Origin of the sequence: Paenibacillus medicaginis (genome assembly GCF_042138635.1) — a bacterium.
GTDB lineage: Bacteria > Bacillota > Bacilli > Paenibacillales > Paenibacillaceae > Paenibacillus > Paenibacillus medicaginis.
Map to the genome: position 1 here is coordinate 93951 of NZ_JBHIRY010000013.1, position 14253 is coordinate 108203.

General features: G+C 53.2%; 7 protein-coding genes. All 7 read right to left on the minus strand.

Annotated features, from left to right (window positions below; genetic code table 11):
* Positions 1-52 precede the first annotated feature (52 nt).
* The 7 genes from ACE5LO_RS14630 to ACE5LO_RS14660 all read right to left on the minus strand — a co-directional run bounded on the left by ACE5LO_RS14630 (position 53) and on the right by ACE5LO_RS14660 (position 14075).
* The gene (locus tag ACE5LO_RS14630; protein WP_375520769.1) at positions 53-2104 is read right to left on the minus strand and encodes an alpha-amylase family protein; all 2052 of its coding nucleotides are present in this window, start codon (positions 2102-2104) and stop codon (positions 53-55) included.
* Positions 2105-2236: 132 nt separating this feature from the next.
* On the minus strand, positions 2237-3748 hold the full coding sequence (locus tag ACE5LO_RS14635) for an extracellular solute-binding protein (RefSeq protein WP_375520770.1): 1512 nt from the start codon (positions 3746-3748) through the stop codon (positions 2237-2239).
* 101 nt (positions 3749-3849) lie between these two features.
* Entirely contained in the window at positions 3850-4731 is an 882-nt protein-coding gene (locus ACE5LO_RS14640) for a carbohydrate ABC transporter permease (protein WP_375520771.1), read from the minus strand.
* A gap of 56 nt (positions 4732-4787) precedes the next feature.
* Positions 4788-5741, minus strand: a complete 954-nt coding sequence (locus ACE5LO_RS14645) for an ABC transporter permease (protein ID WP_375520772.1) — start codon at positions 5739-5741, stop codon at positions 4788-4790.
* Positions 5738-7804 (minus strand): family 10 glycosylhydrolase, encoded by a 2067-nt coding sequence (locus ACE5LO_RS14650; RefSeq protein ID WP_375520773.1) that lies wholly within the window; start codon positions 7802-7804, stop codon positions 5738-5740. The genes ACE5LO_RS14645 and ACE5LO_RS14650 overlap by 4 nt, the downstream gene beginning before the upstream one ends.
* Positions 7805-7937: 133 nt before the next feature.
* Positions 7938-8078 carry a hypothetical protein gene (locus ACE5LO_RS14655; RefSeq protein ID WP_375520774.1) on the minus strand — a complete coding sequence of 47 codons (141 nt, stop codon included), beginning with the start codon at positions 8076-8078 and terminating at the stop codon, positions 7938-7940.
* 558 nt (positions 8079-8636) lie between these two features.
* Positions 8637-14075: a S8 family serine peptidase gene (locus ACE5LO_RS14660; protein WP_375520775.1), complete on the minus strand. Its 5439-nt coding sequence runs from the start codon at positions 14073-14075 to the stop codon at positions 8637-8639.
* Positions 14076-14253: the final 178 nt, after the last annotated feature.

The window sequence follows — 14253 nt, forward strand, 5'->3', positions numbered from 1 at the left end:
ATATCGCCTCCGTATCGTGTCAGAACCAACTGCCTTCATTTCATCACAGCCATTATAGCAGGCAGGAAACGCGTATACACTCCCAAATGTCCAGGCGGGGCAGTGTGAACCGGACGCTGCCGTCTTTGTGTATCCCCTCCAGGACGCCGCCCCCGATCAGCCGTTCCACCTGTCCGGCTTCGCTTCCCGCAGGCAGCCGGACCTTCACTTCAATATTGTGCAAGGGCAGCACCGTGGCAAGCGGCCTTCTGCCTGCACCGTTGACCAAATGAATGAGCAGGCTGTTGTCTTTGCGGAATACCGTCACCTGCAAGCCCTGATAGGAGGTCACCGTCACCATTAGCTTCCCGTCCAGCAGGTAATGAACCGCGTTGGCGAAAAGCCTGTAGTGCTCCTCCAGCTTGAACTCCTGAATCAGCTTGCTTAACGAAAATGGAAAATATAACGTTTTTCCGGCACCGACTTCATTCAAAATTGCCAGGGGCAGATCCGTCCGTGCCGCAGGCAGTGAAGCCCGTTCTGGTGGCGCCCCGACGCTCTCCAGCGGAGAGAACGGCGGCACAAGGGTAGCCAGCACACGTGCCGAGCCGACAGCCGGGAAGCAGTAAGTGACCTGCCCACGGTGCGGAATTAGCTCTGTTTCCTCAAGTCCGCTCTGCAGCGGATTATTCTGTCCTTCGAACCGCAGGTACGAAGCATATAAATACTCGCTTTCCCCGCCATCACCGGATATGCCCAGCAGCTCATGCAGCCCCTGCGTTTGCTCCGGCTCCGGCAGCTTGCCTTCAACCAAAATACAGCCCCCGCCCCGCACATACTCACGCAGTGAATCTATGAAAGCGGGGGAATAGCTGCTGCCTTCCGGCAGAAGAAGGAGCTGCTGTCGCTCCGGCTGCAGCTTTTCCGCCTGTTCTGGCAACAGCACGTGAAACGGAATCTGCTTGTTGATCAGCGTGTCCGCCCAGCCTTCTGCCGAACGGTCCGCATTCCACAGCAGAACGGCCTGCGCCTCCGGCTGTGCGCTATCCATGTACGGAGCAACCTTGGCTGCGTTCACATTATGCTCCCTGACCGTGCGCAGGATGCGTTTGTCCGTGATCGTGTCCGGAATGCCGGTGAGCGAATGCCAGATTTGCCCGCCGTTGGCCGGAATCTGCGCCAGCCAGAAGCTGTACTCCGCCGGCGGCAGGCCGGTATGCCGCCAGTCCATGCCCGGGCAGGAATGCACGATGCCAAAAGGGTCCGCCCGACCGGGAATGGAACGCCCCACCTTGATGCTGAGCGCCGGCTTCCACGCTTCGGGAATATGCGTATGCCCAAGGGACAGTATATCCTGCGGCTCCGTACAGAGCATATCGGTGATCTGCAGCCTGTTCTCCAGATGATCCCGATACAAATTGTAGTACAGGATCATCGGCACCTCGCTGCAGGTTTCCTTGACCGTCCGGTACATCGTCCCCAGATTGTCATCGAAGCAGCGCGCAGGGAAATCAGGCTCAAGCTCCGTGGACACTTCCGGCAGCTCTTTGCCGTACAAGTCCCTATACTTGCGGCGGCAAAGATCGCACCGGCAAAAGACATAACCGGGGGCGTTGAAAAATACACCATCAATGTCATAGCGCTGCAGCGCTTCCTTCAGCACGGGAACCGCCACGCCTTCATTGCGATATCCGCCATTGATGCAGGTAGACATCAGCAGGGGCCAGGCCCCTGGCCGCTGTGCGCCGATGATGTCGGGGCTGCCGTCCTGCCGGCGCACAAACCAATAAGGACGCTGCAGATAGACCGAGTCCTCCGCTTTGCTGAAATCAAAGCGGGCGATAAAACGGATGCCATGCTTATGACAGCTCCGGATCATTTCCTGCAGCAGATCCCTGCCCTCGGGTAAATCACTGTTAACCGTATGGAAAGGAACGTCCGACCGGTACCAGGCATAAATGCCGCCGGTATTGAACACCATCGCATTGGCCCCCAGCTCCTTCAGCTGGTGAGCCAGCCTCTCCGGGTCAATACGCCCGGTATCCTTCACCTGCATATTCGGCTGAATGATCCGCAGCGGCTGCTTCCACCACACGCGTTCAGTATTGCTAACGTCAGGCTGCATTACATCGCTCCCCCCTCTCTGTTTTAGATTCCTGAAAGTATAAACTTCTTGGTATAAGCTTCCTGGAATCGCAAGAAAAACTACTGCTAAACGCGGTCTGGCTTCTTTGATTTACGTCGATAGACGTTTTTCTTACTGGTTGAATTGCTCGTAGGCTTTCGCCATTTCCTGGTACGCATTTTTGATGTCAGGCTGATTATTCAGCCGGTCCACATAAGCGCGGAATTCCTCCATGGTCGACTGTCCAACGATAGCACGCGTGACCATCGTATTGAACTCATCCTGATACTTCGGCCATGTATCGCGCCAGCCGTCAGACGTGATCACCCGGTAAGGGTCAATTTTTCCGATCTCGTCGAAGTTTTCAACCTCTTTGATTTTGGCATCATTGTAGGCCTTGTCTCCCGAAGCGCTGATCACCTTGCCCCATTTGGCGTAAGCCAGCACACCCGCTCCCTTGCTCGTGGTGTTGACCTCCTTGATGCCTTGCTCCGTCAATACCTTCTGTTCGTCAACGACGGTATGGTGCGCTCCTTCAATCCCGTAGTAGGCAAAGTCCGTCATCTCCTGGGAGGCTGTCATATCAAAATATTTAAGCAGTTGTTTCACCTTTTCCTCAGGCACTTTTTTGGAAATGTAAAATCCACCGGCAACACCGGTTTCCAGAGCAACCGCCGGATCGCCGTTTGGCCCCGTCATGTTCAAATTCAAAATTTTGGCGTCCGGTTGGCCGGATTTCTTCATCGCCTGCTCCCATTCATGATCCCACCAGATCGGACGGCCATAGGATGCGGCACGGTTCGTCTTGAACAGTTCCTCCGCCTGGCTTTCCTTCATAACTGCATATTCCTTGGACATCAGGCCTTCGGCATACAAACCTCTGAACCATTCGACCATATCCGCATACTGCGGCGTAAGCCCGGGACTCATTAATCCCCCGTCCTTATCGTAAGTCGGGTTGTAGACCCCGAACCCGGCCTGAAATCCGGCAGGCGCCGAATTGACGTAGAGCAGGCCGACCGTGTCCTTTTGCCCGTTGCCGTCCATGTCGCTGTCCACGATTTTTTTCAGGGCCGCTTTATATTCATCAAACGTCTTGGGTACAGGAATGTTAAGCTTCTTCAACCAGTCCTCACGGATTTTGATTCCACCGTCCACCCGGGAACGGGAGCGCGGCACGGCGTAGATTTTTCCATCTACTGATAAATATTTCAAAGCGTCCGGCGCCAGGTTTTTTTTGAGATTCGGGTATTCGCTCATATCCCCCAGAAAGGGCGTTAAATCCCAGAAGGCCCCGTTTTTAATGGCGGTAATGAGCGTGGGCCTGATCGCATTTTGATATGCAACCACCTCGGGCAGATCGCCGGAGGCTAGCAGCAAATCCAGCTTGGAATCGAGATCGCCCGACGGAATCCATTCGATGTCAAGCTTGCTGTTCGTGCGTTTCTCCCATTCCTTCCAATAGGCATTGTCCATATCCGGTATTTCGTTATATAGGCCGGCAAACATTTTGATGCTCAACACGCCGTTATCACCACTGTCCGTATCCGCTCCTTCCGGCGCGGAACCGCCCCCACAGCCAGCGATCAGCAGCAGCGACAGCACCAGGCATACCCACGGTGCCCATCTCTTCTTTACCTTCATGTCAGTTATCCTCCTTGTGTGCACCTTGAGAATACGCTTACATTATTCTTTCCAGCAAATGCCTTACCTCATATTACAAGCTGTCTTGTTTAAGATGAAATTTATCCCTTAATAGAACCGAGCATAACCCCTTTGGCAAAATGCTTTTGCAAAAACGGATACACCAGCAAAATCGGCAGCATGGCCAGTACAATGGATGCCATCCGGATCGTTTCCTGTGGAACGACGTTCTCATCGCTTGCGCCGGCCTGCGCGACGGCCACCGAATTGGAGTCGATGACGAGTGTCTTGATCAAGAGCTGCAAAGTCCACTTGCTGGAATCCGATAAATAGATGAGTGCGTTAAAATAGGCGTTCCAGTGCCCTACCGCAAAAAACAGCGTAAAGGTCGCGATCGCCGGCATCGACAGCGGAATGACGATGCGCATAAACACCTGAAAATCCGTGCAGCCGTCGATTTTGCCCGAGTCCTCAAGCTCTGAGGGAAGCGATTCCAGAAAGCTTTTGATCACGATCAGGCTCCAGGCGTTGGTCAGGTTGGGCCAGATCATGGACCAGTAGGAATTCAGCAGGCCCAGCTCTTTGACGAGCAGATAGTTCGGGACGATGCCCGCGCTGAACACTAGTGTAAAAATTACGAGCCCCATCATCCATTTATGGCCTGGCAGCGATTTCTTCGTCAAGCCGTAGGCCATCGTGAACGATACGATGAGATTGAGAATGGTGCCGACCACGGTGATGAACACCGTGCTTTTCAGCGAATTGAGAAAGCTGTTCGTCGATAAAATGTACCGGTACGATTCCAGCGACCATTTTTCGGGAAACAGGTAAAACTTCAGGGGCACATACACCTGCGGATCGGTGAATGACACGCTGAACACGTACAAAAACGGAAAGATACAGGCCAGCGAAATCAGTATGACCAGACTGTAATTGACCCAGTCAAACAGCGTCAGTCCCTTCCTGCGTACAACAAAGCTCATGGCTCCTTCCTCCTCTATCATGACACAGATGCATAACGTCCGGCATATTTTTGCCGTTAATATATTCCCTCATGCCCGAGCCTTTTGACGATCCGGTTGGCCAGCACGATCAGCACCAGTCCGACAAGCCCCTTGAACAACCCTACTGTAACACCAATGCTGATTTTTCCCTGCAAAATGCCGTACGTATACGAGTACGTGTCGAACACCTCGCCCACATTGCGCACCAGCGGGTTCATCATAAGCAAAATCTGCTCAAAGCCAGTGTCAAACATGCTGCCCAGACGCAGGATCAGCAGAATGATAATAGTGGGACGAATGGCCGGCAGGGTGATGTGCCAAATTTGCCGAAAGCGTCCCGCTCCGTCTACTACTGCGGCTTCATAACGCTGCGGGTCCACCCCGGCCATGGCCGCAAGAAAAATGATGGTGCCCCAGCCTGCTTCCTTCCACATCACCTGTGCCGTCAGCAGGCCCCAAAAATAATTGGGATCGGATAAAAATGAGATCGTTTCGCCGCCGTTTGCGGCAATAAGCTTATTCACAATGCCCACGTCCGTGGAGAGCAGAAAGAACGTCATGCTCGCCACCACAACCCAAGAGAGGAAGTGGGGCAAATATACGATGGACTGATTGAAGCGCTTGAACGATTCATGCCGGATTTCGTTCAGCATTAGCGCAAGCAATATCGGCAGTGGAAATTGAAAGACAAGTGCAATGATATTTATAGCCAGTGTGTTGCGCAGCATGATATAAAAGCTGGAGCTGGCGAAGAGATCGACAAAATGCTTGACTCCCACCCATTCACTGCCCGCAAAGCCAAGAAACGGGTTGTAGTCTTTAAACGCCAGCAGCAGCCCCCACATTGGAGCAATTTTGAAAATTAGAAAAAAGAGCAGGCCCGGCAACACAAGCAGGTAAATCGTACGGTGCTTTGCGATGCGGGCAAGCAGACTGCCGGTCTGGACATCTCCGGCACCTTCACGAAGGATGGCATGTAGTTTCATCATGTACGCTTCCCCTCTTTCACAGCGGCTCCAACCCCAACTTCAGCCCCGGATCCAGGAAATTCAAGTACAACCGCTTCATAACGGTCCAAATGCGGCACAGTTAAACTGAAGCCCGCTTCACCATCACTTTCACCTTCACCTTTCGCCTGAACGGAGATTTCCTCCCCGGAACGGAGTGAATAAGCACGCTCCGGCAGCCCGATTCCGTTAAAATGAAATTCCATTTGGTACATTGATATCGCTTTCAAATAAGTGATTCCGTTAAAGCCCGACAAATTGATGAGCTGAAGCAGACAATTCCCGTTAGGAAGGCGGTTGAAGAACAGTTCTACGCTTTCCGGAATATCCGTCACCACCTTTAGCGATCCGATAAAGCTTGTCAGAATATCCATGACCACGTGCTTATGATCCTCAAATCCGTGCTTTGCATACTGGGCTCCGGGATGCCATGCATAATATACTCCCGCCCCTTCCCCATGGCAGCGAACGATCCCCAATCCGGAAAACTGGCCGGTGCTGTGACCGTACGCACGCTCAGGCGGCCCGAACGTCGAAGGCTCTATATAAGGAATAAGGCTGACGGCTTCGTCTGGATCAAATACCATTCGTGCAAAGCCGCTGCTTGCCGTAATCCAGTGACGATCCTTCAGGCTGGGAAAGCGAAATTCATCCGACACGTCCAGATAACCGGCCAGCCGGCTGTCTGTGCTGCCGGTATATGAAGCCGCGAACAGAGCGGACAAAGTCTCTTCGTCTTCGAGAAAGCTGCAGCCAGTCGCAAGTAAAGATACGCCCTGCCGCTGCAAATTGCGCAAAATGTCCCGCAGCACGGTATCCGCATGCTGCAGGCCCGGCAGAATTACAACCTTGGCCCGGGCAAGCGCAGCCTGCCTCGCCGGAATCTGCTCCTCCACAATGGTGTCGAACAGTACATGCGACTCCTTCAGCATTTTGAACAAACCCATATACTCCTTGGCAGCTTCTGGCGCTGCGGGCTTGATCAGCACAACATCTGCCAACGAGATCAGGTTGCCGAAGATAGGCTCATGCTCGGCATGGAAGCGGAACACCTCCTGCACGGCAGGGAAGCTTTTCCGGTCCGGGTAGCCTGCGAAAGCGCCGATAATACAAAAATCCAGCCCGGAGCCGTTCGCTATATTTTGATACAGCCGGATTTCATTTTCCTGCGGGGACACCCCTGTAAAACGGTAGGTCAGATCGATCGCATTGATACTGCAGTTGCTGATCAGCTTGTCGTCCCAGCTCTGCTCGACTGACGCTACATTCTCCGAAGCGGAGTAGAGCCACAGCGGGTAAGGACGGGTCAGCGACGTGTTGGATTCCTTGCGCACGATATCGACCATATACGGATGGTAGGTGCTGATGGCGACATCCGGCCATTTGGCTTTGACAAAATGATGGATTTTGGCAAGGATGGCACGGGAGGTTTGCTCCTGAAAATTTCGGTACACTTGATGCAACGCATGCCCTGGTCCTGTGTAGTCCGCAAGCTCCTCACCGCACAGCTCCCTGAAACGGCGGATGCAGTTGCCGCAGTAGCAGGGGCCGTAATGATTGCCGCTGTAATCCCAGTGCTGGTAACCGAACATGTTGAAGAAAATGCCGTCCACCTCGTAACGCTCCAGCACCTCGCCGATGCTTTCCAGCGATTTTTCCTGCTGGTATTCCCCGTTCAAGCAGGTATGGACAATACCGAAATAATTGACCTCGCGCCCTTCCCGGTCCCGGTAAAACCATTCCGGATGTACGGAAAAGAGCGATTCATGCGCCTTGCTAAAATCAAATCTGGCGATCACCCGTATGTTACGGGCGTGGGCCTGGGAGATGACCTCTCCCAGCAAATCCTTTTTCAAATAAGGTGTTACAACCTGATGCTCCAGGCTGGACGGGTAAAAAGCGAAGATCCCTCCCGCATTGATCATCAATGTGTTTGCGCGGAATTGCTGCAGCTCCTTCATTAAAAGCCCGACATCCAGATCCGCGTCCGTTTCGCGGAGATTGTTCTGAATCAGGCGCAGCTTGTTCGCTGTCCACCAGCTCATGCGTTTCATCCTCCCTCTGGCTGCGATACCCTCACTCTATAACGGACATTTCAGGCAGAACAGAGACATTTTTTGCTTCAGACCTGCAGGCAAAAATTGTCCGTTATGCAGATTGCAAAGGACAGCCGATTCCTTATGCTGCTGCAGCAGAGCCGCTGCTTGCCTGCTCAAGGGCAACAAGCGTTTTGGACAAAAAATGTCCGAAGTAACCCACAGAACCGTTGATCCGGCGCTCTCCTTTTTCTTGATCTGAGGCGCTCCAAGAACGAACCATTCCTCCAATCGCACTTGTTATATGCTTCATGCTCGCGTGGGACATATTAGTAATCGGACAGGAAAGCCCTTATTGCTGTAAAATCAAGCTTATTTTACTTTTTTCGGACCGAGATGACGTTATATGTGCGGTTTTTCGCTTATTCGCCTCATATTCCGCCCAATAACGTCCGTGTGGTCCGATCGCTTTATAAAAAGCGTTTTTTTTCACAATTAACGTCGCTCCAGTCCGTGAAAACTCTCAGAAATAGACTTGGAACAGACACACATTGAAGAAGCTATCCCTCCAAAGCCATCGTGTATGCCTGCACACAACAGATTTACTCCCCATTTAAACGCCGAATAAAGTAGAGACAGTGACAGCCGCCCAATGAAGAGAGAATATACACCAAAAAAAGGCCATAGAGAAGGAAAAAGAGCGAGTACTGATGGAACTGGCCACCTTACTCGCTCTTTTCACTTATAAATGGTTATTTCGTAATCAGGCTGCTTGCTTCCCTTCGCTCCCATTTTACGGGGCAACCTCTACCACTTTCCTTATTACTCTAAATTCGTCTGATTATTGAATCGTAATCTCCTGAACCGCCAAACTGACGGCGCCTTGATCATCCGTCACGGTCAGTTCAACCTGAAATGTTCCTCTTTGGTCGAATTTATGCTTGGCTGTTACACCGGACGCCGTATCGCCATCTCCAAAATTCCAGCGGTAGCGTACGATTTTCCCGTCCTCATCATAAGACGCGCTTGCGTCGAACTGCACTCTCTCCTTTCTTGCGGCTGAAGCCGGCAGGACAAAGGAAGCAACCGGCTTCTTATTGACGGACGGCTCTCCAGGCTCCTGGGGCTCTTCCGGTTCTTCCCCGGCTCCCGCCACGTACAGCTTGCCCGGCGCCTCAAATTCCGTCTCGTTGCCAGCGCTGTCTCGAACGGTGATGACAATCACTCCGCCATCCAGCACCAGGGAAGCGGGCGTCGTATAAGAGCCTTCATAATGCCCGGCAGCGGTTTCGGTCAGCGGGATTCCGGCTCGTCCTGTTGAACTCGCCGAGAGGGGAAGCTCGATACGGAAGGATGCGTCCAGTCCCGGTGCGCTGTTGAAGGAGACCCCAACCGTTTCTCCGGCAGTGATACGAACATCCTCTGCCGGCAACAAATTCCTGATTTCCGGCAGAGAGCGATTCGCCACGATGGTTCTCGTAACGGTGGTTGTATTGCCGGCCAGATCGGCCGCCTCTACGGTCACCGTGTTCTCGCCGCTATCCAGGAGAATGCGGTGGCTGAAACTGCCGTCACTGTCAACGCTCACCTCTATCCCGTTCACCGTAACCGTGCCTGGGTATTCATCCACCACGGTTCCCGTTACCGTAAAATCCCCGGCATTGGTTTGTTCCCCATCTTCAGGCGAGATAATGGTGACGACAGGAGCCTCCTGATCCAATGTAATGACGACCGGCTCCGAACGGTCCGTCGTGCCGTCGCCATAAACGGTAGCCTGAACGGTCAGCGCGTTCGGGCCGGGATGCAACTCCACAGACAGGCTGAACTGCTTGTTCTCCACGACGGCCGTCCCGGCCGGTTCATCGTCGTTAAACAACTGGATTTCCACGCCATCTGCCGGAGAAGTTCCCGTTACCGTTAGCTGCGCTTCATTGGTATACGTATCGGTGACCGGAGTGGAGATCACCGGAACGGGAACCGCATTTTTGACAATAGCCCTGATCATATAGTTGCCGTCCTCCTCGGGAGCCGGAGACCAGTAGCCACTGACACGATACCAGCTGCGCAGGGCATTGGGTCCGTTCTCGTCTGTCGCAAGTCCCGGTGCCGCCAAACCGGCGAGAGTCTGAATGTACACAATGTAGAAGTCACCTTCCACGATAACCGGATCAGGGATGTCCACCGTTGTCCACTCGCCGTTGCGCAGCGCAGTGCCATCATACGGCCCGGCAAGCAGGCGCCCCGGACTGCCTTCCTCACCGGACGCGTCATACACCGCATACTGGAATGCTGTCCCTCCCGGTATAGGCCACGACGAATCCCAGAAACGGAAGGTTGCTCCTGTAATCTGTACAGTATCCGTCTCAGGTGTCATGCGGACGGCCCAGGCATTATTCGCCGCGTTAAATGAATGGGCGTTCTCAGGTATTCCGTCATCATAGGCAATTTCACCCGCATAACCGACGAACGGTTTCAACGCTGCCGATGCATCTACGGTTTCGCCGCCTGGCACATCAATCGTAAACGAAGTACTGAAATAGTCATGCGCACTGATCGCCAGCGTATAACTTCCTTCCAGCACATCCAGAGCAAATGAGCCGTCTGCTTCTGTGTGTGCCGGTGTCACATTGGCGTCCTCAAGCACGGTTACCGTTGCGCCGGCAATCGGTTCGCCGGTGACTTCATTTGTAAGCACACCACGGATAAAACCTTCCGGAATTTCTTCCAGGCTGAAATTCACTCGTGTCGGAGCCTCATCCGAGATTGTCACCTGTTTCGTTTGCGGATAGTATCCATACGCCTCCGCCTTCAGCGTATAATCGCCGGAGGCGTGAAGCATGCTGTACCGTCCTGTGGCCGAATCGGTCTTCACGGAGCGCTGTGTCTCCAGCACGGTTACGGTTGCGCTGGCCGGCAGGCTTTGCAGGCTGATGCCTCCAGCCTCTTCCGCCGGTGTTTTGGCCTGGGATTGTTTGAAATCCGTGCTGCTGGTAGCCGATATTTTGAAGAATGGGGTCATATCAGCCGCTTTTTCCTTATCGGATGCACGATCAAAGGTAATACTTTCTGTATCCTCAATACCCACCGGAGCACCAACCACCCGGAAGTCGTCAAGGTACCAGCCCGCCTTCACAACAGAGTTGTCTGTTTGAATGCGGAAGCGGAATTTCACTTCACTTCCGGTGTATTCGTCCAGATTGTAATACACCGGACTCCACTGTTTGCCTCTGTTACTGTCCGAGAACTGCCCCAGACTGGTCCAGGATTGTCCATCATCATTCGAAATCTCAACATACCCGTGGTCATAACCGGTCTCCAGTTCAAACCAGTGGTTAAAGAACAGGGCTGCGTCATCAATTTCGGCCAGATCAACGGCCGGTGAATATAGTGAGAAATCGGCGCTGTTTTCATAATTGCTGTCCAGATCGGTCCCCCACACATTCGGCTGCGATACTGCGCTCGCAGGACCAAATACCGGCACGCCTCGTTCCCATAGATCCCTGGTCCCCGAATGTGTCCAGCCGTTATCCGACAGCCCATCGAAGGATTCACTGTACAATGTAGGAGGAACCTGAACGGACACAATCGCCTCATTGGACAGATCACTCAAATTGCCGCTGTAATCCTCGGCGGCCACCGCATAATAGTACGTTGCTGCTCCGACGGATAACGCATCGGTGTATGTTAATCCGGAAGTAATTCCGATCTGTTCATAATCGTTATTATCATAGGTGGAGCGCAGCACGCTGTACTGCTTCACATCCTCATCCGCCGGAGCTGTCCAGTTAAGCTTCACATTGCCTATCGGATCAGCCGTGGCCGTTAACCCCTCTGGCGGACCCGGCGGCGTATCATCAGGGAGTTGTACGGAGAAATCGTCAAGATACCAGCCCTCTCTCTGTACAGATGTATCGCTGGTCAGGTTGAACATGACATAGACATGCTGACCCGCATAAGACTGCAGATCGACATATTGTGTAACCCACCCGCCGCTGCTGCCGGTAAAGGTCATTACAGGTTCAAAAGCATAATCGCTGTCATCGGATGCAATGTATAGCGTGACCTCGTCCGTATTTTGCTCAAGATCATACCATTGCTTGAAGCCCAGGAGCGCGCCTTCAGAGCTTTCGGTGAGGTCAATCGGAGGCGCAGCCAGATAGGCGTTCGCATTGGCCTTGTATGTCCCGTCGAGATTTGTTGCAAACACCTTATCACCCGAATAAGCGGATTCGGGGCCGCTAACCGGCTCGCCCCATGCCCATGTGCTGTTTTGACCGCCGCTATTAAAGCCCTGAACATCCGCCTCAAAATCCTGAACATACCCGGGTACAACACCTGAAGACACGGGCACTTGATACACAGGAGACGTAAAACCGTTATTGCCGTAATCATTAACCCGGATATAATAATCCACACCTGCAGCCTCAACAAGAAACTGGGGAATGGTGCCCATGTATGTACCGTCTTTGCTGTCACCCGCTGCCCGCTCCATAGGCACATATACGTAATGCTCCGTCCCGCTGGTTTTCGCGTAAAGCTCAACCGCAGTAACTCCGATATTATCCGTCACCTGAGCGGTAACGGGTATATCGACTCCTTTATATGCGGCAGCTACAGGTGTATGCTGCAGTACAGGCTCCTCCAGATCGTCCCCACCTGTAATCACTCTCCCGGATACCGATCCCAGTTCATCCGCTACCGAGCTGACCGCATTCAGCGCGTTTATAATACCATACCCATACCCGTTGTTAGGTGCAGACGGGAATTGACTGTCTGTGCGCGGCAGCGCAGAATTCATAATAATTCCCTCAAGCTCATCCAGGGTCAGTGAATGATTGGCCTGCAGCAGAAGCGCGGCAAGTGCGGTTGTATGCGGCCCCGCCATGGATGTTCCGCTATTCAGCGCGTATCCGCCACCAGGCACGGAAGAGCGGACATTTACACCAGGCGCGGAAACCTCCGGCTTGATTTCACCATATGGAGACGGTCCCTGCAGAGAGAAATCCGCCAGATTTTCATCGATATCCGTCGCTCCTGTGGCGAACGATTCAGGATAATTGGCCGGATTCGCTACCGAGCCGGGCCCTCCTTCAATTCCTCGGCTTGGGTCTGTGTTGCCTGCCGAAAATTCGGGAAAGATTTGCGCATCCCGCCATGCCTGCACAATCGGCCGGTACCATTCGTCTATCCCGGGCCCGCCGCCCCATGAGTTGTTGATGACATCAGGGGCCATCTCCGGATGCAGGTTGCCCTCGGAATCAACAGGGGCAAGCAGCCATTGCCCACCTTCCAGAATGATGGCATCGCTGGAAGACGGATTGAAAATCCGCACGGCAATCCACTTGGCTCCAGGCGCAACACCGATATGATGTTGCCCGTTTTCCTCGGCCCCGACCATCGTACCCATCGTATGCGTCCCATGGCCGTTCGTATCTGCCGGCAGATCAGCGCCGCTATGAGGATCGAACCAGCTCAGCTCAGGATCTGTAATATTGCCTGCCGCATCATATCCACGCCACTTGCTGCTCAGTGCCGGGTGGGAGAGTTCTACCCCAGTATCCATATTGGCTACCACGATCCCCGTACCATCAATGCCTTTTTCCCATACCTCGGGTGCATTGATTTGAGCAATATTCCACTCCACCGTCTCCGGGTCCACCTCAGTGGTCTTAAGTCCAGCCGAATCAACTGCTGAAATACGGTCCGCAGATTCGTCCTTGATTTCGGCTGCGCCGGGAGCCGGGGCATGCAAATACCGGGTTTCGTTCGGCAAAATTTTCTCTACTTCCGGCTGCAGGGCGATTTGCTGCATCACTTCTTCGGTGCTCGTAACCGCCATGGAGTTCACGATAAAGAAGCTTTTATATTCCTGAACACTTCCCTTGGCCTGCTCCTTCTGCAAAAATTCCTCCAATCCGTACTGTGTACGGGAAGCCGTCTCGCGGAGAGAGCTGACTACGGTGCTTCTCACGGAAAGCTTCGCTGCAGACGGAGTTTCACGCGTCAGCGTCGATCTCTGCAAGGCCTTCCGGGACACGGCCTCAGTGTCGGTTTGCTCCTTCATTTTGACCAGATAGGTCACGAATTTATCATCTTCAAACTGCTGTGTCAGCTTGGGAGCAACCTTGGGTTCTGCCACAGCAGCCGAGGAATCGGGTTTCATGCTCAAATAAGGTCTGGCGGACGTCGTCTCGGCATAAGCCGGCTGTATCAACGAAAATGTCATGAGGATGGCCACTCCAACGGTAAAGGACTTGTTTCTTTTACGAAATTTAAACAAACTTCTCCACTCCTTTTACTTGGATTATGACAAATGACATGTTCCGGCGTGCAGGTCGTTTTTTGCCTGAATCACCTCCTTCAAGAGTCTATGAATTTGTCAAATAGAGCTGAAGCATTGAGAGCCGATCATGGAGGGGAAATACTGAGAGAAGAAAAAGAAGAGTTGAAAAGGTGCA